Annotated in this window: 19 protein-coding genes; 8 read left to right on the top strand and 11 right to left on the bottom strand. The window is 44.4% G+C overall.

Translation table 11 applies throughout. The features are described 5' to 3' along the window. Positions 1 to 6: 6 nt before the first annotated feature. Positions 7 to 783 carry an HNH endonuclease gene (locus QT992_RS25285; protein WP_333339271.1) on the top strand — a complete coding sequence of 259 codons (777 nt, stop codon included), beginning with the start codon at positions 7 to 9 and terminating at the stop codon, positions 781 to 783. Between the two features lie 250 nt (positions 784 to 1033). Here the strand turns inward: QT992_RS25285 and QT992_RS25280 are convergent, their stop codons facing one another. Further along, complete coding sequence (locus QT992_RS25280) at positions 1034 to 1735, bottom strand: alpha/beta hydrolase (protein WP_333339268.1); 702 nt, start codon at positions 1733 to 1735, stop codon at positions 1034 to 1036. A 339-nt stretch (positions 1736 to 2074) separates the two neighbouring features. Continuing rightward, positions 2075 to 2209, bottom strand: a complete 135-nt coding sequence (locus QT992_RS25275; protein ID WP_333339264.1) for a hypothetical protein — start codon at positions 2207 to 2209, stop codon at positions 2075 to 2077. Positions 2210 to 2255: 46 nt separating this feature from the next. Between QT992_RS25275 and hpsL the strand changes: the two genes are divergently transcribed. Further along, entirely contained in the window at positions 2256 to 3920 is a 1665-nt protein-coding gene (gene hpsL / locus QT992_RS25270; protein WP_333318098.1) for a hormogonium polysaccharide biosynthesis protein HpsL, read from the top strand. Positions 3921 to 4061: 141 nt separating this feature from the next. Here hpsL and QT992_RS25265 read toward each other — a convergent pair whose 3' ends face one another. The 4 genes from QT992_RS25265 to QT992_RS25250 all read right to left on the bottom strand — a co-directional run bounded on the left by QT992_RS25265 (position 4062) and on the right by QT992_RS25250 (position 7452). Beyond that, positions 4062 to 5438, bottom strand: a complete 1377-nt coding sequence (locus QT992_RS25265) for a DPP IV N-terminal domain-containing protein (protein WP_333339260.1) — start codon at positions 5436 to 5438, stop codon at positions 4062 to 4064. 68 nt (positions 5439 to 5506) lie between these two features. Beyond that, positions 5507 to 5953 carry a hypothetical protein gene (locus QT992_RS25260; RefSeq protein ID WP_333318095.1) on the bottom strand — a complete coding sequence of 149 codons (447 nt, stop codon included), beginning with the start codon at positions 5951 to 5953 and terminating at the stop codon, positions 5507 to 5509. After that, positions 5950 to 6822 carry a ParA family protein gene (locus QT992_RS25255; protein ID WP_172192852.1) on the bottom strand — a complete coding sequence of 291 codons (873 nt, stop codon included), beginning with the start codon at positions 6820 to 6822 and terminating at the stop codon, positions 5950 to 5952. Before QT992_RS25255 ends, QT992_RS25260 begins: the two co-directional genes overlap by 4 nt. 414 nt (positions 6823 to 7236) lie before the next feature. Then, entirely contained in the window at positions 7237 to 7452 is a 216-nt protein-coding gene (locus tag QT992_RS25250) for a hypothetical protein (RefSeq protein ID WP_333152498.1), read from the bottom strand. A gap of 106 nt (positions 7453 to 7558) precedes the next feature. On the opposite strand from QT992_RS25250, the gene QT992_RS25245 reads away from it, so the two are divergent. Then, positions 7559 to 12145 (top strand): HEAT repeat domain-containing protein, encoded by a 4587-nt coding sequence (locus tag QT992_RS25245; RefSeq protein WP_333339255.1) that lies wholly within the window; start codon positions 7559 to 7561, stop codon positions 12143 to 12145. A gap of 24 nt (positions 12146 to 12169) precedes the next feature. Here the strand turns inward: QT992_RS25245 and QT992_RS25240 are convergent, their stop codons facing one another. From QT992_RS25240 to QT992_RS25225, 4 genes are all read right to left on the bottom strand, one after another. Continuing rightward, complete coding sequence (locus QT992_RS25240; RefSeq protein ID WP_333339252.1) at positions 12170 to 12709, bottom strand: hypothetical protein; 540 nt, start codon at positions 12707 to 12709, stop codon at positions 12170 to 12172. Next, positions 12710 to 12907, bottom strand: a complete 198-nt coding sequence (locus QT992_RS25235) for a hypothetical protein (RefSeq protein ID WP_333152503.1) — start codon at positions 12905 to 12907, stop codon at positions 12710 to 12712. Between the two features lie 112 nt (positions 12908 to 13019). Next, positions 13020 to 14810 (bottom strand): translational GTPase TypA, encoded by a 1791-nt coding sequence (gene typA, locus QT992_RS25230; protein ID WP_333168526.1) that lies wholly within the window; start codon positions 14808 to 14810, stop codon positions 13020 to 13022. 40 nt (positions 14811 to 14850) lie between these two features. Next, positions 14851 to 15069 carry a hypothetical protein gene (locus QT992_RS25225; RefSeq protein WP_333339249.1) on the bottom strand — a complete coding sequence of 73 codons (219 nt, stop codon included), beginning with the start codon at positions 15067 to 15069 and terminating at the stop codon, positions 14851 to 14853. 14 nt (positions 15070 to 15083) lie between these two features. Between QT992_RS25225 and QT992_RS25220 the strand changes: the two genes are divergently transcribed. From QT992_RS25220 to QT992_RS25210, 3 genes are read left to right on the top strand one after another with little or no spacing between them, the layout of a single operon-like run. Beyond that, the gene (locus QT992_RS25220; RefSeq protein ID WP_333247874.1) at positions 15084 to 15428 is read left to right on the top strand and encodes a type II toxin-antitoxin system RelE/ParE family toxin; all 345 of its coding nucleotides are present in this window, start codon (positions 15084 to 15086) and stop codon (positions 15426 to 15428) included. After that, the gene (locus QT992_RS25215) at positions 15400 to 15786 is read left to right on the top strand and encodes a transcriptional regulator (RefSeq protein ID WP_333339246.1); all 387 of its coding nucleotides are present in this window, start codon (positions 15400 to 15402) and stop codon (positions 15784 to 15786) included. The genes QT992_RS25220 and QT992_RS25215 overlap by 29 nt, the downstream gene beginning before the upstream one ends. A 58-nt stretch (positions 15787 to 15844) precedes the next feature. Continuing rightward, on the top strand, positions 15845 to 18034 hold the full coding sequence (locus QT992_RS25210; protein WP_333339244.1) for a pentapeptide repeat-containing protein: 2190 nt from the start codon (positions 15845 to 15847) through the stop codon (positions 18032 to 18034). Positions 18035 to 18067: 33 nt separating this feature from the next. On the opposite strand, the gene QT992_RS25205 is transcribed toward QT992_RS25210, so the two are convergent. Beyond that, positions 18068 to 18508: a hypothetical protein gene (locus QT992_RS25205; RefSeq protein WP_333318082.1), complete on the bottom strand. Its 441-nt coding sequence runs from the start codon at positions 18506 to 18508 to the stop codon at positions 18068 to 18070. A 248-nt stretch (positions 18509 to 18756) separates the two neighbouring features. On the opposite strand from QT992_RS25205, the gene QT992_RS25200 reads away from it, so the two are divergent. Together QT992_RS25200 and QT992_RS25195 are read left to right on the top strand one after the other, a co-directional pair. Beyond that, complete coding sequence (locus tag QT992_RS25200; RefSeq protein WP_333055443.1) at positions 18757 to 18969, top strand: helix-turn-helix transcriptional regulator; 213 nt, start codon at positions 18757 to 18759, stop codon at positions 18967 to 18969. A gap of 70 nt (positions 18970 to 19039) precedes the next feature. Further along, positions 19040 to 19261 (top strand): helix-turn-helix transcriptional regulator, encoded by a 222-nt coding sequence (locus tag QT992_RS25195; protein WP_333102590.1) that lies wholly within the window; start codon positions 19040 to 19042, stop codon positions 19259 to 19261. Positions 19262 to 19278 lie beyond the last annotated feature (17 nt).

The raw sequence follows: 19278 nt of genomic DNA, 5'->3' as shown, positions 1-19278 counted from the left end.
AGCCGGATGATGGGAAACTATCACGTCCGGTTTTGCATGGGAGTTCGGGGTAGCGATACCCCGTTCGACCCTACCAAGTGGAATCGGAAGTGTGCTTACTGTGGTAGCGAAAACTTACCATTGCAAGTTGAGCATATTAGCCCACGCGCCAAGGGTGGCACTCATCGTGTTTCCAACCTTTGCTTGGCTTGCGAAAAGTGCAACATCAAAAAAGGGACTCAAGACCTTAAGGATTTTCTTAAGAAAAAGCCCGAAATTATTAAAATAATAATGAGTCAAGCTAAAGTATCGTTGAAAGATGCCGCAGCAGTTAACGCAACCAAGTCCGCTTTGTTCCAAGCTTTAAAAACTACAGCGATTGAACCTATTTATGTAGGGCGGGGTTCTTTAACTAAGTTCAATCGGACTAATCTGAAGTTTCCAAAAGCTCATTGGATCGATGCTGCTTGCTGTGGAGATGTAAGTCAAGGTTTAACTTTAACTATCAACCAACCGTTGCTAATTAAGGCAATGGGTTGGGGTAGCCGTCAAGTCGTACAGACTGATAAATATGGGTTTCCGCGTCCGGGGTATAAACCCAAGAAAAAGGTCAAAGGTTGGAACAGTGGCGATATTGTTTCAGTGATTGATGGAAAGCATCAGGGAGTTAAATGCAAAAGAATTAAAACCACTAGGTTTAAAGGTAATTTTGATATTCGGGTGAACGATAGTGTGATTAGCGTTTCTCGAAATCAACTTAAACCTGTTCATCGCAACGATGGGTACAACTACTCGTTTGCGTGAGATTGTAGGGAAATGTCCGAGAAAACAGTGAGAGTTTTCACAAAAGTCCTAACCCTCTTGGGGGTTGGGATAGGGGTAGGGCGGGGGCGGGTTTGGTCTCATATCATTTCCGGTTACACCGGAATGAGGTTGACGGTTGACGGTTGACTCGATTTTATGATTCTGATGCAACCGGAAACGATATCAAAAGTGTCTGCAGAATGCCACAACAGCCGCTTCAACCCGCCTTTAGCACAAATTTATGATTTTTTTACCAAAGCCCTCTGACAGGCGTCACCGGCTGCGGTGCGGGTGCTGGCAAGGGCGCGGCGCGGCGCGGCGCTGGAGGCGGAGTTGTGGGCTGCACGCTGCGGCGAGGTTCGATCGGACTTTCGGTGGGAGTTGTTTCAGTTGTACGAGTTGTCGATCGCGTCACATCTTCAAGCAGGCTTCGCAGAGTTCCAGCTATACTCTGAACTTTCCCAACAGTGGTGCGAAGGCTGGCAACATCTACGTAAACCTCGTTGAGAGGATACTTTTTCAGGATTTCTAGCAGCGATACCTTACCGTCGTCCCCGGCAGCCAGGATCACCGCTGCCCGCAAAGCTTTCCCGCTTTCTGTGCGGCGCTGAGTCCGAATTGCTTGACCGATGTCGTCAGTGATTTTTTCTCCTGGGGTGCTGTAAACTACCCTCGCCAGATTAGCAGGCTTTAAACCAATTTCTAAACCCATGAACCCCCGCAGCATTTGCGCGTCCATTTTGGAGAACCGGATAATTTGTTGGAGGGTTGGCGTCGTCGTGCCGTTTTTAGCAAAGTCTTCTAAGTCGCTGATATTGATGCCTTGTCTGATCGGGCCAAATGTGAGGACAACTTTTTCGGCCCCTAATGCTCTACTGCTGCTAGATAATATGCTCCCGCTTGCTCCTAAAACTAGGGCAATGCCGATCGATACAAATTTTGTTAATTTCATATTCACCGCTAGATTAAAATTATTTTTTCGAGATTTGTACATTATAGATGGCAGCAGTTATATTCTACAAGGTCGCCCGTCTAATTTGTGCCCGCGTCACACCCACAATCTCGACCGAGACTTTTTCTCGATCGTGACTTTAAAAATAAGTTACCACATCTGCCGAAATCTGTTCGCTTCTATTCCTTCTGCCTTCTACCTTCTACATCTCCAGCCTTCTATATCTGAGTGTCTTCCGCCTTCTACATAAGTGTTTTAGAAAAATTCTAGGAACCGCCCTGACGGGAGGACGTTCTTAATTGCACAAACATAAGGACTCGATTGCTTCTTCTTTGTCTCTTAGGCAACTAAATCCCTCTTCCTTCTTCCCTCCTTCTTCCCTCCTTCTTCCTTCTTCCTTCCATCCGTTACATCCGTTACATCCGTTACATCCGTTACATCCGTTACAAAATCCGTTGCCGAACTTTCTTCCATCCGTTACATCCCGTACATTGCTCGTTGCCGAACTTCCTTCTGCTATATGTTGAAAACCCAGGGCAAATCCAAAAAATCCAAACACAAGCATAGCGAAAAAACAACAGCGCTAAGCAAAAAAGAAGTAGCAGCACAAAAACGCAAAACTTCACAAAAGCGCAATGAATTGGTGCAGGCGATCGCCATAAGCTGCTTAGTCACCGTTGCTCTCAGCATTCCCCTGTTTTTCGTAGCCGGCCCTAAGATTGCTATTGCAGGAGGCGCAGCCGCAGCCATCTTGCTGCTTTCCTACAAATACCCCCGTCAAGCTTTGTGGACTTTTCTAATTTACCTGCCTTTCAGTGGTACAATTACCTACGCAATTGGCGGCGGCAATCCTGCATTTCAAGTAGCCAAAGATGCTTTCTACATACCAGCTCTCATCGCCCTAATTCAAAGCTGCAAAAAGAAACAGTTGCCCCTGTTCATTCCCAAACAAATGCTTTCTACCTTCAGCATCCTGTTGATGATGGCAATGCTGACTTTAATTTTTGTCAACGGGGAGATGCAGCTCAACCCTAGGGGCGGCGACAAACCAATTCTGCAAGGAATTCTCGGCTTAAAAGTATTGATAGGTTACATACCGCTGATTGCTTGTACCTATTATCTGCTCCGCACTAAGAAGGATTTGGTGTTTTTTAGTCGAATGCACATCGTTTTGGCGATCGTTTGCTGCCTTCTAGGTTTGATTCAGTACCTCTTGCTGCAAAGTGGAAAGTGTGCGGGAACCAGAGGCATGATCGGACAAGAATTATATAAAGCAACGCTGGAAGCTAGATGTTTTGTCGGCGGTTCTTTGGTGTTCAGTCCCGAAGTCAAGTTTATCCGCTTGCCCGGAACTTTTGTCGCGCCTTGGCAGTGGGCGTGGTTTTTAATTTCTAATGCTTTTTTAACCTTTGCCTCTGCCTTTTGCGACCCTTCATTCTGGTGGCGAGTGATCGGTTTATTTGGCATGGCATTAGTATTTGCCAATGCAGTTATTTCCGGTCAAAGAGCTGCTTTAGTTATGGTTCCCGTTGCTACGGCAATCCTGCTAGTTCTCACCGGTCAATTAGTTAATTTAAAACGATTTATTCCCATCGGTGCAGGACTGGCGATTCTGCTATTTGTCGGTGCAGCTCTTAACCCGGGAATTATCGAGCAGCAGCGGGAGAGTTTTGTTAACCGCTGGAATGCTGCACCGCCCCAGCAGTTTCTCTTTAATCAGTTCCAGCAGAGCCACAATTTTATCATTGACAGACCTCTCGGTAGAGGTGTGGGACGAGCAACTAATTCAACGCGAATATTTGGTGCTACGCAGCTAATTGAAACTTTCCAACCTAAGTTGATCTACGAACTCGGTTATCCGGGAATGATTGCTTTTCAAATCATGGTTTTACACTTGGCTTTTCTAACTTTTAGAGCTTACCGTTCTGTAAAAGACAAAAGTTTGCGGAGTTACGGAGCTAGTTTTTGGGTGTTTGTTGGATTTATTACGATCAATACTCAATACTATCCGCTGGATGTAGATCCCGTGTCCGTGTATTATTGGGTTTTAGCTGGGGCGATTTTAAAGTTGCCAAAAATTGACAAACAGGTGCAGGATGAAAAACACCAGGAACTTGAGTCAAATGATTTGCCAGTTCACCAGCCATTAAAGGAGAAAAAAATTATTGCATCTTCCCCAATTTGAGAATATTTTTGAGTGTTGAGTTGGGTGGATTCTTTCTTGTTCAGTAACCCGCTTTCGCTCCAAGGCGATCCAAAGATAGCCCGCCCTTCTGGGTTTATCTGTGCTAAAACTCACCCCTACAGCATATTTGGGCTCTTAACTTTACTGCGGTTGCCAAACTGGATGGCTAGCATTCAAATCCTTGTCGTTTGTCAATTTAGTCAATGCCGAACCGTCCCGATTAATTACATACAAGTTGCTTTTGTATCCTTGGATTTCATTAAATATAAAAGCGATTTGCTGGCTGTCAGAAGACCAAGCTAATTCGGAAATTTCCGACGGTTTTAGCCGAGTAGCTAGTTGATTTAGCTGGTTCCCGTCAGCAGTGATTGTGTAGAGTTTTTGATTGTTGAAATCTCCGGCGACGAAAGCAATAAATTTGCCATCCGGGGACCCCGAAATTTCGTCGTAGTTTCGGGGTTTTTGGGTGAGTTTCTTGGCTGTCCCCCGGTTAATGTCGAGCAGGTAAATATCTTGCTGTTCGCCTGATGAATCGCCGGGTTTATTGTAATAGTAAGCAATGCGACTGCTGTCGGGCGACCACAATAGTTTGCCGTTGTAAACCTCATTTTGCGGGTTGTTGGTCAAATTTTTGAGGTTGCTTCCATCGGCATTAATTGTGTAAATTTGCTGTTTGGGATAAGCGCCGAACAGGAAAGCAATTTTTGTGCGATCGGGCGACCAAACAAGTTGACTGCCGCCAGATATATATTCGCCGGGACTTTTAGTTAGTTTGGTCATTTCCGATCCGTCGGCATTCATTTTGTAGATATTTTTATCCTTGACAAATGCTACCTGCTGACCGTCCGGCGAAAGGTAAAATTGTGATGAAATTTCCTTTTTAGGCGGCTCTCCTCCTACTTCCAAATTCCTAACTAATTGAGTTCCTTGGATGCCAGAAGTGTCGCTTGTATAAAGTGATTGACTGCCGGGAGAATCAGAGGTAAAACCGTCGCAAGAACGGGCAAAAACAAGTTTCTGGCTGTTGGAAAACCAAGCTATTTCAAAATGAGCTGCTTTGCAAGCATCCCCAGCAAACTGTTTAGTTAGTCGAGAACCGTCAGCATTGACTGTATAAATGTCGGTATCGCCACTCACGAAAGCCAGTCGCTGACCGTTGGGCGACCAAACTAGGGTATAGCTAACATCTATGTTTGGGGCAAGTTCGCGGCGGGAGGAACCGTCAGCATTGACCCCAAATAAACTTGTTCTAAACTCGCTGCCGCGCATCTGGAGAGCCACAAACGCCAGTCTGCTTGGTTTTTGGGCGGCGGTTGTCGGAGGGCTTTGAAGGCTCAAAAACAAGGCGATTGAGAGTGTTAGGGAGATGAGGCCGATCGCACTTATCGGCCATAATTTATGGAAGCTGAAAAGTTGCAGAATTTGCAACGAGCTTTTCAGGGGCAACCAAGATGCCCAACCCCTACTCCCCGCACTCAACTTAAACTCTTGTGGAACAAGCTTTTGTGGAACGGGCATCTTGCCTGTTCCATATCTCAGGGGGAAATGCAAGTTAAAACGCATTTTATCGATTCCTCTGCTAATTTTCAAAGTGTTTGTCTGTCTATATGCCGCGACAGCCTCAAACTCTGTTTAATTCTGCCAATAATTAGCTCAAACATTTTTTTGCGGGACGGATTCTTGCTGCTGGGCGGCATCCCTAACTCGCAACACATCAAGTTCAAGTCAGTTGCACTCATTGCCAACAACTTTTGCCTCACCTCTTCTTCATTACCCTTCTTAGCTTGTAAACGCAGTTCTTCATAAACTTCTAGAACATTGGCAGCCGATAAATTAGCAGGTTTATTAACATCAGCACCCGTGGGAATATCCGAAGTTTTTGAGCCAGCAGAAATCACTCCCCGCTTGACTTGAGTCTCAAGCCTGGTTAATTTTCGAGCAACGTCCCGCAAGATTTCCTTAAGTTCGCCAATTTCCTCAACTAACCCCCCGCTTGCTTGTTCGGAAGCAGCCAAAATTTCTTTTTTACTCATTTCAGATACTCCTCACACTCGCGCCATAGTTTTTCAAATTCTCTCACTAATTCTCGCGGCAGTTCTCCCTCATTAATCGCCCGTTTTAGCCCGACGCTTTCCCGAATCGTCGATTCTAAAAATCTAACTTCTATGTTATTATCTTTTGATATCTCATCGCAAAGTCTCTTTACTTCTCTCATGTAAAACTGAACTTCATTTGTCAGCAATCCTCCATAGGTTTTAGCTTTATTCATAAAGACTGCTATCTTGGGAAACGGATAAGGCTCAATCCGTTTCTGAAGCGAGTTTAAAACTAAACTCAATCCCCTAGAACCAAAATAATCGGGATTGACGGGAATTAATATTAAGTCGCAGCAAGAGAGTACGCTGTAGGTGAGGAGACTGAAGGAAGGCGAACAGTCAAAAAGCATCAAGTCGTATTTGGGGAGATTGGCAGAGTTGGCGATTTTGCCGATGAATCTGCGGATGAAGTCTTTAACACTTTTCCCCTCAAATCCATCGATATCCAACCAATACAATTCTTCAACTGAAGGGACAAAATGTAACTGTTCGTCAATCTGATAAATGGTGTCGAAACCAACGGGAAATTTAAAATTCTGTCCGGCTTTTTTAAAGACTTCTAGAGCGTCGTAAATTGTAAGTCTATGCTTGAGAGATTGTTCGTACCACTTACCAAACTTATCATCTAAATGACCTGTATTTTCGTTAAGTCCGATCGCCTCTGTGAGCGACATTTGCGGATCTAAGTCTAACATCAAGACTTCTAAGTCGGTTCCTTGGGATATAATATTTCCCAGACTCCAAGTGACGGTGGTCTTTCCGACACCGCCTTTGAAGTTGATTACGGCTATTGATTTAGGACTCATGGCTGGCTTTGTCTAGATTTTGCTCAAATATAAATTAAAACATATTGTGTGACTTAGTTCAGCGTGCGATCGCCCTGATGTTTGATAATTCCCATCCCGCTCCGGGACGGGGATTCTTGAAGAGTCCAAATGCGAACCTTCAAAATAGAATTTCTCATTTTTTGGTAAGATGCGAATTTCTCGGATTTTCTTGTAGTCTAAATTTGACGGCATTGGTAAATAGAATTCACTAACTCCAAACCATAATTCAACCTTGCCATGCCACGATAGTAAAGTTTTGCCATCAGCTCATATAGCAGCAGTTTGGTATAACGATATTATACCAAACCTGGTTTAAATACCCCGTTTACCTCTTAGTCTGCGGAGGCAGACTTCGTTTGTGTAGACGCGGTTTCAACCGCCGAATAATACAGGCTATTTTGATGACATTCGATAGCGCGTCCAAAAACAATACAATACAACCAAAACCAACCATCCCGACACACAGCAAAACCCAGGAAGCGCAACATCAATATTGGGTGAAGACTGGGCGTTAACTTCAATAAATTGATTAACGTAGGGTTGAACAAAATTGTCATAAGCATCTTCTAATGCTTCGCGTTGTTTGATTTTGTCTTTTTGGTCGTTCATAATTCACCTCGTTTTGTGCTTATGAGGTAAATTGTTTTTTTGGGCTTTTGCCCAATCAAGCAAAAACCAAAAATTCTGAAACCTTTGTATAATCGGGGTTAAGCGCTTGGGCAAACCAACTGGTTTGGGCAAACTTGCCCAAGCGACGATGAATTTTATTCAAAAGGTAGCGATGGCACGAAAATACGGGAAAAACGCCACCACAAAAAACAACGTCTTCAAACTGGTTGAGGCGTTACTCGCCCTCGCGGATGGGGAAATTGACGTGCCGGGGGATAAGCTGAAAGCTACCTTCAACGTGGAATGGGTAAAGGAAGATGAGTTGCTGGTATCCGGGAAAATTCAGCAAAAACGCAACAACAAAACCCAAACTGTTGACAAAGGGATCACTAAGGATGATTTATGGACATTGGCGGAATGTTTCGGAAAGGCATTGGAACTTCCTCAACCCAAGGATGAAAAAAATGTCGATAATGCCCAGAGAAGAGGAGATGCAGTACAAGATGTTTTGGACTGTTTGAAAGATTTAGATATACTTGTCCTTAAACCTAGTGTAAGAAATCAAGGGTTTTGGAAATTTCACCTCAAGCTAAAGCATCAAACTGCCGAGAAAAAAGATAATTTAGAAGTAATTGAGGAAAAGTGGAAGGTTAAAATTGGGTCTGTCACAGTAGAGATATCCCATGAAACCCCTAAACCTAAAGAAGAAACCATAAACTGGCAAGAAATCTGCCGCCACAACCTCGCGCTACAAAAAGAACTCACCACCAACCTTTTCACCAACGCCAACGGGATGACACCGCAACTGGATGGTGTTTATGTTCCCTTAGCCCTTGTCGAACGCCAAAAACCCAAACCTCAGCCCAGGAATCAGCAGGAAGAACAGGAAAAAGAAACAGAAAAACTGATGCCCATTGCTGAAGAACGCTTTTTTGAAGATGTGTTGCGACAAGGGAAAAGCGACATCAGTCAAGGGCGAAAAATTGCGATTATTGGCGAACCGGGTGCGGGGAAAACCACGCGGTTGCAGAAGATTGCCGATTGGATTTTAGAGCAAGATTTGGGGTTGCCAGTTTGGATAGATTTAGCTGAATTAGGCGCGCAAAGTATCTGTGAGCATTTGGAAAAAGTGTGGTTGTATGGGTGTCCAGGAGGAGTGACGCGCGGTGATTTAGAAGGGCAAATTAATCGGGTTTGGTTGTTGCTGGATGGTGTGGATGAAATGGCCAACACTCAAGGAATGCAGCAGTTAGCGAAAGATTTGTTAAGGACATGGGTGCAGGCGGCGCGGGTGGTGGTGACTTGTCGGGTGAATGTTTGGGAGGCGGATAAAAATGCTTTTTCGGGGTTTGATGTGTTTCGCAATTTGGAGTTTAATGCGGAACAGGTGACGGAGTATATTCGCCGTTGGTTTGCGGGGATGGGGGATGCTGCGACGGGGGAAAGTTTGGAGGCGGAATTAGCAGAGTCGGAGAATTCCCGTCTGAAGGAGTTGATTCAAAATCCGTTGCGGTTGTGGATGTTGTGTCAAATTTGGAGTTCGAGACAGGGAACTTTACCGGATACTCAGGCTAAATTATATGCAAGTTTTATTAAGTATTTCTATCGCTGGAAAGAGCAGATTATCAAAATCTATGCAAATCTATGTGGCAAAACTGAGAATAAGTGTCAGGAACTTTTATATGAAGGGTTAGGAGAATTAGCAAAAGCTGCAATTGATGGCAAATCGAGTCGTTTTCGCTTGTCCTATCAGTTAGTCAGTCAGTATTTGGGAGATAAAAACGATGAAACGTCTTTATTATCCTTGGCGTTATCTCTGGGATGGTTGAATCGGGTTGGCATCGATTTTGATGAACCGGAAGAATCTGTTTATGGGTTTTATCATGCGACGTTTCAGGAGTATTTTGCGGCGTTGGCGGTGGACGATTGGGATTATTTTTTACCTCGAAATCATGTTAATTTTCCGGTGGTGGGAAAGGAATATCGGATTTTTGAGGCGCAGTGGAAGCAGGTGATTTTGCTGTGGTTGGGGCTGGAGGGTGTGCATCGGAAGCAGAAGGAGGAGTTTATTAACGCGCTAGGATTTGAGGATGGGTGCAATGCTTTTTATGGATATCGAGCATATTTTCTAGCTGCTGCGGGGATAGGTGAGTTTAAAGATTGTTCGCGGGCTGAGGAAATAGTAGCAGCAGTCATTAAGTGGGGTTACGGTTATTTCAATATTGAAAAACAAGAGTGGTGGACATTTGTTAATCCAATAAAAGAGGGAGTAAGAGCAGCACTGTTACAGACAAACTATAGTATAGCTATCAATCAACTAATTGATTTACTAAAAAATACTAAAGATGAGCAAGGTCGTCGGCATCTTGCTGAGGGTTTTGGTGAAATTGCCACAGGAAACCCAGAGGCGATCGCTGCTTTAATCACAATTATCTCAACTACTACTGATGAGCATACCCTTTGGAGAGTCGTTCAGAATTTGGGTAAAATTGCCACAGGAAACCCAGAGGCTATCGCTGCTTTAATCGCACTTATCTCAACTACTAATGATAAGGATATCCGTACCATAGTAGCTGAAAGTTTGGGTGAAATTGCCACAGGAAACCCAGAGGCGATCGCTGCTTTAATCAAAATTCTCTCAACTACTAATGATAAGGATACCCGTACCATAGTAGCTGAAAGTTTGGGTAAAATTGACCCAGGCAACCCAGAGGCTATTGCTGCTTTAACCGCTATTCTCTCAACGACTACTGATGTGTATACTCGTGGGAAAGTCGCTGATATTTTGGGTGAAATTGCCACAGGAAACCTAGAGGCGATCGCTGCTTTAATCGCAATTCTCTCAACGACTACTGATGTGTATACCCTTTGGATAGTCGCTGATATTTTGGGTAAAATTGCCACAGGAAACCCAGAGGTGATCGCTGCTTTACTCGCAATTCTCTCAACTACTAATTTTGAGTATACCCGTTGGCAAGTCGCTTGCAATTTGGGTAAAATTGACCCAGGCAACTCAGAGGCGATCGCCGCTTTAATCGCCATTCTATCAACTACTACTGATGAGAATATTCATTGGAGAGTAACTAAATGTTTAGGTGAAAATGCCACAGGAAACCCAGAGACGATCGCTGCTTTAATCGCCATTCTTTCAGCGGCTAATGATGAGTTTCCTTGGAGAGTCGCTTACGGTTTGGGTAAAATTGACCCAGGCAACCCAGAGGCGATCGCTGCTTTACTCGCAATTCTCTCAACTACTAATGATGAGTATATCCGTTGGAAAGTCGCTTGCTGTTTGGGTGAAATTGACCCACACAACACCGAGGCGAGCGCTGCTTTAACCGCCATTCTTTCAACGACTAATGATGAGTATACTCGTGGGAAAATTGCTTACAATTTGGGTGAAATTGCCACAGGAAACATAGAAGCGATCGCTGCTTTAATCGCCATTCTCTCAAATACTAATTATGAGAATACCCATTGGAAAGTCGCTAAGAGTTTGGGTGAAATTGCCACTGGTAACCCAGAGGCGATTGCTGCTTTAATCGAAATGATTTCAACAACTTATGATGAGTATACTCATGGAAAAATCGCTTACAACTTGGGTGAAATTGCCACAGGAAATACAGAGGCGATCGCTACTTTAATCGAAATGATTTCAACAACTTATGATGAGTATACTCGTGGGAAAATCGCTTACAATTTGGGCGAAATTGCCACAGGAAACACAGAGGCTATCGCTACTTTAATCAAAATTCTCTCAACTACTAATGATGAGTATATCCGTTGGAAAGTCGCTAAGAGTTTGGGTGAAATTGCCACAGGAAACCCAGAGGCGATCGCTGCTTTAATCAAAATTCTCTCAACTACTAATGATCAGTGTATTCGTTGGAAAGTCGTTGAGAGTTTGGGTGAAATTGCCACTGGCAATCCAGAGGCGATCGCTGCTTTAATCAGAATTCTATCAACGAATCATGAGTATACCCGTAGGGATGTCACTCAAAGTTTGAATAAAATTGTGCAAAATGCCCAGATGCCTTCTGTTGTCTCAGCTTTGCAACAATTTCAGTCCGATACAACTTATGAAACCAATTCTGACCTCTACGCAAATAGCTTTAAAATCATCTGGAACTGCGCCCAAAATCTGCCTTACCCAACTTTCTATCAAGCATGGCACCATCAACTCACCACACCCCATCCAGAAGTCCCAGAAACAACAGGAGTCGGTTCTACCCCCTTCACCCAAAGCCTCAATTTATCAGATTTACCCAACATCCTTGATGCCAGACTTGCAGACACACAATTAATCGAATCCGTACAGCTAATTTGCATCGACACCAGCAAATTCATCGACACAGATAACCCCGCCCTCGAAATCTACGAACAATTCCTCGACCAAAACTGTCCCCAACGCCCCAACGGCGAACCCGAAACCCTCCCCCAACTCAAATCCTACTGGAATCAACTCCGCCGCGACAGCGACAAACACCTCATCCTCATCTTCTACCAAGACCCCACATCCCCCGCAGCCCAAGGTTTGAGCCCTACTTTCCTCAATGCGCTTACCCGCTTCGACGGTACAATCTGTCTCATCACCGACACGCCTCACCCACCCCTGCAAACCTTCTCCCCCCATGACCCCGATTTACTTCAAACTATAATGAGTTGGCTACAACACACTATTTTAGAGGCATAAAGCGATCCTCAATTTAATTTAATATCAATAACGTTCGTGAATTGATTTACATTCCCAAAAAAATCCAGGCCCAACCGTCAAAACTTGTTCTGTTGGCATGAACAATTCCCAATATGGAAGTCCAGAATCATCTGGCAAATCTGGCTGTAAAATTAGTTGGTAATCACCCTCAAAAACTAGAGTGAGACTAATATTATGAGCATAAATCACAAAATCAATCAATTCTTTATTTTCCAATTGCTGCAAAAGTTTTTTGACAGCATCTATTTCTACCTCATCTATTTCTAGCTCATCTATATCTACTGGCAAGGAAGAAGTTAAAATGCGATCGCCTTGCTTGAAAACCCAAGGTGTTGCCCTTGTGCCAAATTGCCAACTACCTTTGCATAGATGTGCTAATTTTGGGTGAGTATAGGCAGACATCTCACCGAAATCTAGCCGTAATTCATCCCCATAACTAAATATAACCTGATGACAAATTTCTCCGATAATTGGTTTAATAATGACTGAAATAATTTGCTCTATATTTGGCTTCTGATTAGCAATAGATGTTTGAATAGCCATTTAAATATCCTCTAAAAATTCTTTTGCTTTCTGGCGGAGTTCTTCATAAGTAAAATCGCCTCTACGGTTTAAAGTTCCACCATAACCATTTTTCTTTTCTTCCTCAATGAATAAACCAAAAGCAATCCTTAATTCACCTCCCATCTTAAACTCCTTAGCGATCGCATCAACCTGTTTAATATCGCGTTTTCTACCCATCAATACATAGAACCAGAATTATTCAAAATTTAGCGTATATCGATCTATATCTTTAATCAATAGTTTGAAGTTGACACTAAGGGCTGGCAAAATTGCCAGCCCTAGACTGTTTTTAGCGTTTGACCAACTTCTTAGAAACCTTCCGCAAACGAATAGATTGTGGTGTTACTTCCACCAATTCATCCTGGCCGATGTATTCCAAAGCGCGCTCCAAACTCATATCGACTGGTGCTTGCAATTGCGCCAATTCTTCACCACCAGATGCGCGGTGGTTTGTCAACTGCTTCGACTTGCAAATATTCAGCTCCATGTCATCATCTCGGTTGTTTTCTCCGATAATCATCCCTCTGTAAACCTTGGTTCCGGGGGTAATGAAAAACACGCCGCGGTCTTCAGCATTTTTCAGTGAATAAGTAGTTGCAACTCCTTCTTCAAAGGAAATCAATACTCCGTTGCGACGGGCGACAATTTCTCCACCGAGAGGGCGATAGTCGAGGAAGCTGTGGTTCATAATTCCAGCGCCGCGAGTCAAGCGCATGAACTCGCCTCGGAATCCAATCAAACCGCGAGCGGGGACTGAAAATTCGATTTGGGTGCGACCGGTGCTGCTGACGTGCATATCTTGCATTTCTGCTTTCCGCTGACCGAGGCGTTCGATGCAGCCGCCGACTGCTTCTTCGGGTACGTCTAACACCAAACATTCAAAAGGTTCGCAGGGACGACCGCCGACTTCGCGGAAGATTACTTGCGGTTGAGATACTTGGAATTCGTATCCTTCGCGACGCATATTTTCGATCAGGATTCCGAGGTGGAGTTCGCCACGGCCGGATACGAGGAATTTGTCGGGAGAGTCGGTTTCTTCGACGCGCAAGGCGACGTTGGTTTGGAGTTCTCGCATTAGCCGATCGCGAATTTGCCGAGATGTTACCAAACTACCTTCTTGACCGCAGAACGGCGAATCGTTCACAGAGAAAGTCATCTGCAAAGTCGGTTCGTCTACCTTGATTAAAGGCAGCGCTTGCGGGTCGTTGGGGCAGGTAATTGTCTCGCCAATATACGCATCAGCAAAACCAGCAACGGCGACAAGATTACCAGCAGAAGATTCTGGGATATCAATCCGCTTCAGGCCTTCAAAGCCCATCAATTTGGTAATTTTTGATTTGACAAGCGCGCCACTTTCTGTGATTAAGACTGCTTGTTGACCAATTCTAATCGTGCCGTTGTGGATGCGACCGATGACGATACGACCGACGTATTCTGAGTAATCTAAGGTGGTTACTTGCAGTTGCAGCGGCTTGTTGGGGTCGCCTACGGGGGGCGGTACGTGGTCGAGGATTTCTTCAAACAGGGGCTTCATATCTACCCCTTCGTCTTCGAGGTGTTTTTTGGCGTAACCGCTTAAGCCGGAACCGAAGAGATAGGGAAATTCGCACTGATCGTCGTCAGCACCTAGTTCGAGGAACAGATCCAAAACTTTATCGACGGCTTTGTGGGGGTCTGCTCGCTCGCGATCGATCTTATTCACAAAGACGATCGGGCGCAGTCCTTTTTCTAGGGCTTTTTTGAGCACGAACCGGGTTTGCGGCATCGGGCCTTCGTTTGCGTCTACGATCAGCAAACAACCGTCAACCATGCCGAGCACTCGTTCGACTTCTCCGCCAAAGTCCGCGTGTCCGGGGGTATCGACGATGTTGATCAGGGTTTCTCCGTACCTGACGGCGGTGTTTTTGGAAAGGATGGTAATGCCACGCTCGCGCTCGATGTCGTTGGAGTCCATGACGCAATCTGGGATTTCTTCCCCTTCGCGGAAGATCCCGGACTGTCTGAGGAGAGCGTCCACAAGGGTGGTTTTGCCGTGATCGACGTGAGCAATGATGGCGACGTTGCGAATGGGAAGACTCATAATGCGTCTGGAACGTTAAACGGATCTAACTAAAGATTTCTTAATAATTGTAGCGCATGGAGTCAAGGGGCGATCGAGCGCGGCTGTAAGATTGGAGTGCGATCGTCGCTAGAATCAAGATTATGGAAGCGCAACAAGCGTGAAATTGAGCGTTACACCACGCCTGACGGCAGAGTTTTTTTTGATCGGTGATTTTGAGTTGGCCCAGGTGAACAAGGTTGGATACGGGGCGATCGCCGGTATTAAGATGAGGGTGCAAGTTCGATCGACTTTATGGAAGTACAACCCAGAGATATTCAGCGTTATATCAGACAAAATGGCACAGTTCCCTTTGCAGAATGGTTTACAACCCTGCGGGATGTTAACGCTAAAATTAGGATTGATAAAAGGCTTCAGCGGGTTAGCGGTGGCAACTTAGGAGACTATCGCTCAGTTGGCGCAGGAGTCTGGGAATTAAGGATTGACTATGGCCCGGGCTACCGAATCTACTTTGGACAAGCGGGATCTACGATTGTGCTTATCCTGTGCGGTGGAGATAAAAGCACTCAAGACCAAGACATTGTTAAAGCTCAGGAATACTGGAGAGATTATGAAAGACGCCAAAGTGCCGACGAGTGATAGTTATCATTCTTTTAAAATTTCCAATTTCAAAGACCCACATTATGCTGCTGCTTACCTCTCACTGATATTTGAAGAAGAGGAAGAAGGCGATTTAGAGATGGGAATAATGCGAAAATCGCTTCGAGATGTATTTGAGGCTCTGGGCGAACCAAATATGTCTGCTGAAGATGCTAAATTGCATTTGGAAAAATTAGATATTTTGTTGTCGGGAGAAGGAAGTGCGACAATTTATGCTTTGGCAAGTTGGCTAAATGCTTTGGGATTGAAGTTATCTGTTGTGGTTGATGAAGGGGATAAAGGGGAAGAGAAAGATTCTGTTAGTGCTGCTGAATTGGCGGAAGTTGGTAATATTTGATGAGGCGCTAACTTCCCCAACAGGGCTTTTTAAGTTTTTTTGATTTTAGGGTAGCACTATGTCAGAAACCGAACTCGATTTAGTATCAATAGCCACGAGAGTATTGCAGCTTGAAGAAGAGCAAGTTATTCTGAAAAAATATTTAGCCAAACTTAAGCGACAGTTAGAGGCACAGGAACAGCGATTTAACGATCGCCCTGAACCGCAAATGCTAGAAAGTTTGACTGCTGAAGTTGCGTCCCTGCAACAGCCGTGTGATTTGGGAAATGGCGATATGTCTGTCATTGCTGAGCAGCCCATCGAGCTTGACACCGAGACAGAAAAGCAAAAGTCAGACTTTCAGTATCAGTTAGTATGCGATCGTCCCAACAGTCGCGCTGTGTTGGTGGAAGCCCTATCACTAGCTCAAGAGCGGCTGATTATTGTGTGCCCTTGGCTCAATTGTAACAGCATTAATGATGAATTGCTGCAAAAATTCAGGGATTGTTTGAACCGAGGATGCTTGATAAATATTGGCTGGGGTTATCTGGGCGATCGGCAAAATATCGGCAAAGGATGGCGCTACAATGCTTTAGTAGATTTGCAAGAATTAGCAAGCGAATATCCCGATCAATTTTGTCTCTCTTTATTGGGAACTCACGAAAACTTTTTAGTATGTGATTCTAGTTTTGCCATGTTGGGCAGTCACAATTTGCTGACGAATAGCGACCAAACTGCAGAGAAAGAAGTGGGAATACGCACCAATGATTGCCAAATTGTCAAGCAATTAATTGAGCGATTTGACAGCAGCGAAGTATTAAATGAGGAGGAGATAGAAAGGCGGTTTGTAGCGAGTTCGGATTACTTGGATAGAGCGGATTATTTGGAAGGATTGGCGCCGGATGCTGAAGATATTGCTTTAGAGGATAGCTGGGAGGATGCGGAGGATGAGTCTGAGGAATGTCTGGAACCTGTTGTTGCCGTTGAGGAGTTTTGGGAGCGTTGCACTCAGGGAGAAAGAGATTTTACAGGGATTAATTTATCTGGTGCTGATTTGAGTGGAAAGCGTCTAAATTCTGGTGTTAATTTGAGTAATGCTAATCTGAATAAAGCTAATTTGATTGGTACAACTTGGCAGGCCGTAAATCTTAGTGGGGCAATTTTGAAGGGAGCAGATATGAGGGATGCACGTTTTGATGGCACAAATTTTAGTCAGGCTAATTTATCAATGGCTAATCTCTCGAATACAAATTTATCCAGCACCAATCTGCATCAGGCAAACTTAGTCAACGCCAACCTTTCTCAGGCTAATTTATCCAGTGCGAATCTGCATCAAGCAAACTTGGTAAATGCCAACCTTGCTCAGGCTAGTTTACCTAGTGCCAATCTGGAGCGGGCAAATTTAATATATGCCAACCTCGCTCAGGCTAATTTACAATCAGCTAAACTAGAAAAAGCCAAATTAAGCAAAGCAAGCTTAAGAGGCTCAAAACTAGAAAATGCAAATTTTACTGAAGCAAATTTGAAAGGTGCAAACCTCAGCGGCGCTCAACTCAGCCAAAATTATCAAAAACCAAAATTCACAACTGCCAACCTGGCTGAAGCTAACTTGAGCGGGCTAAACTTAAGGAAAGTAGACTTTAAAAATGCTGATTTGACAAATGCAAATCTGAGTAATTCTAACCTTTTAGAAGCTAACCTCGATCGAGCAAATCTCAAAGGAGTTCAGCTTCAAGGAGCGATTTACAATGAAGCAACTTTATTTCCTACTGATTTCGATCCCGTGAAAGCGGGCGCTTACTTAATTGCTCCTTATGTATCGCTGCCAAATGTCGATCTAACTGGTAGGGACTTGAGCAGTGTTAACTTGATGGGAGCCAATTTACAAGGTGCTAATTTGATTTCTGCACAATTGAATAGTTCTAATTTGAGAGATGCGAATTTGAGTGGGGCCAAACTTCAGGGAGCAAACCTAGAGGGCACAAATTTGAGCCGATCTAATTTAAGACAAGTTAACTTGAACGATGCAAGATTGTCTCAGGCTGATTTAACCACAGCAGACTTAACTGAAGCTGACTTGCGGCAAGCTGATTTATACGGTGCAAAGCTGGGTGGTGCTGATCTAATTTCAGCAGACATCCGTGCAGCAAGATTAGACTATGCAGACTTATCTGGCGCTAACTTAACGGGTGCAAAAATAGGAGGAGCAAACTTGGGAAATGTTAAACTCACTGGTGCAATTATGCCAGATGGAGCTACTCACGAATAAAATTAGTTAAGGGGTTTGCTCAACAAACTCTACTCAACAAGCCTCAATACACTCTTTCACCACACAATAAATATTCCGCAGCCCCTCTACCTGGGATGCTAACAACCCTTGCTTAATCTTACCTACTAATTTGCCCCAGTTGTAGAGTTCTTCCACACTACGAGACTGGCGAAATTTCCCCTCATAAAAATCTACCCAAAATATCGGTGCTTGATGTTGGCTGCTTCTCCAGCGTTTCCGCCACCGAATGCAATCTTGCAGCGTCGGCGGTTCGACTCCTAAAATTGGGGGCATATCTCCGTAGCTGACAAACCGACTAATCCCAACTCCGACAACGTGGATGACGTAAGCCCAGCAGCGAATGTCCCGAATCTGTTCTGGCTTGACTTTCAAGACTTTGGCAACTGCTTCTTTGGTTACAAAGCGAGAGAGTGGATTTATTTGCTTGGCTTCTGAGTTTTGTTTTGGTATCATGGTTGGTGAATCCGACTTTTTTGGGGTGACTCCGACTTTTGTGGGTGAATGCGACTTGATTTTGGGTGAATCCTACTTTTTGTTGGTGAATCCTACTTTTTGTTGGTGAATCCTACTTTTTGTTGGTGAATGCCAAATTGTCGGTCATTTGAATAAATAGCTGTTCGCTCTTCAGTTTTCGAGGCCGGGGGGCGATCGCTATTTATGATGTAAATATTTTAAGGCCAATACTGGCCTATTGTCAAGAAATGGGATTGATTAAGTTGCGGATTCGAGAGCTGGCTGCCGAGAAGGGTTGGACTTTGACAGAGGTTTCTGAGCGATCGGGAGTTCACTACAGCACGCTTAAGAATTATGCTCGTTCGCCCGGGTTAGCAACGGTTGACGTTACTCATTTGCAAAAATTAGCTCGAACTTTTGACCTGTTGATTGAAGATTTGTTTGATGTTGTGGAAGATTAGGCCCCGTCCTGCGGTTGCGGTGGTCGGCGCTTTATATCTCATATATAGTGTGAGGTGAAATTTCACCCTGATGTCAAGAGGCGAATTGGTTAAATTGCGGATCAGAGAGTTTGCTGCTAGGGAAGGCTGGACGCTAAAGGAAGTAGCCGATCGCTCTGGAGTATCCTACAATACTGTTAAAAGTTATGCCCGATCGCCCGGTATGGCAATGGCTGACATCGGTGCTCTGCTAAAATTGGCGCGGACGTTTGATGTGTCGATCGAAGAATTGTTAGATTTTGTGGAACAGTAACAAATTACACTTAAAAT

The sequence above is a fragment of the Microcoleus sp. T3_D1 genome, from assembly GCF_036700405.1.
Lineage (GTDB): Bacteria > Cyanobacteriota > Cyanobacteriia > Cyanobacteriales > Microcoleaceae > Microcoleus.
The sequence above is the reverse complement of the archived record's forward strand: the minus strand, read 5'-3'. Positions and strand labels throughout refer to the sequence as shown.

Excerpts from the sequence above, each read along its gene's own strand:
- QT992_RS25285 (WP_333339271.1), top strand. The coding sequence starts at position 7 with ATGATGGGAAACTATCACGTCCGGTTTTGCATGGGAGTTCGGGGTAGC.
- QT992_RS25280 (WP_333339268.1), bottom strand. The coding sequence starts at position 1,735 with ATGAAATTAACAAAATTTGTATCGATCGGCATTGCCCTAGTTTTAGGA.
- QT992_RS25275 (WP_333339264.1), bottom strand. The coding sequence starts at position 2,209 with ATGGAAGAAAGTTCGGCAACGGATTTTGTAACGGATGTAACGGATGTA.
- hpsL (WP_333318098.1), top strand. The coding sequence starts at position 2,256 with ATGTTGAAAACCCAGGGCAAATCCAAAAAATCCAAACACAAGCATAGC.
- QT992_RS25265 (WP_333339260.1), bottom strand. The coding sequence starts at position 5,438 with ATGCCCGTTCCACAAAAGCTTGTTCCACAAGAGTTTAAGTTGAGTGCG.
- QT992_RS25260 (WP_333318095.1), bottom strand. The coding sequence starts at position 5,953 with ATGAGTAAAAAAGAAATTTTGGCTGCTTCCGAACAAGCAAGCGGGGGG.
- QT992_RS25255 (WP_172192852.1), bottom strand. The coding sequence starts at position 6,822 with ATGAGTCCTAAATCAATAGCCGTAATCAACTTCAAAGGCGGTGTCGGA.
- QT992_RS25250 (WP_333152498.1), bottom strand. The coding sequence starts at position 7,452 with ATGAACGACCAAAAAGACAAAATCAAACAACGCGAAGCATTAGAAGAT.
- QT992_RS25240 (WP_333339252.1), bottom strand. The coding sequence starts at position 12,709 with ATGGCTATTCAAACATCTATTGCTAATCAGAAGCCAAATATAGAGCAA.
- QT992_RS25235 (WP_333152503.1), bottom strand. The coding sequence starts at position 12,907 with ATGGGTAGAAAACGCGATATTAAACAGGTTGATGCGATCGCTAAGGAG.
- typA (WP_333168526.1), bottom strand. The coding sequence starts at position 14,810 with ATGAGTCTTCCCATTCGCAACGTCGCCATCATTGCTCACGTCGATCAC.
- QT992_RS25220 (WP_333247874.1), top strand. The coding sequence starts at position 15,084 with ATGGAAGTACAACCCAGAGATATTCAGCGTTATATCAGACAAAATGGC.
- QT992_RS25215 (WP_333339246.1), top strand. The coding sequence starts at position 15,400 with ATGAAAGACGCCAAAGTGCCGACGAGTGATAGTTATCATTCTTTTAAA.
- QT992_RS25210 (WP_333339244.1), top strand. The coding sequence starts at position 15,845 with ATGTCAGAAACCGAACTCGATTTAGTATCAATAGCCACGAGAGTATTG.
- QT992_RS25205 (WP_333318082.1), bottom strand. The coding sequence starts at position 18,508 with ATGATACCAAAACAAAACTCAGAAGCCAAGCAAATAAATCCACTCTCT.
- QT992_RS25200 (WP_333055443.1), top strand. The coding sequence starts at position 18,757 with ATGGGATTGATTAAGTTGCGGATTCGAGAGCTGGCTGCCGAGAAGGGT.
- QT992_RS25195 (WP_333102590.1), top strand. The coding sequence starts at position 19,040 with ATGTCAAGAGGCGAATTGGTTAAATTGCGGATCAGAGAGTTTGCTGCT.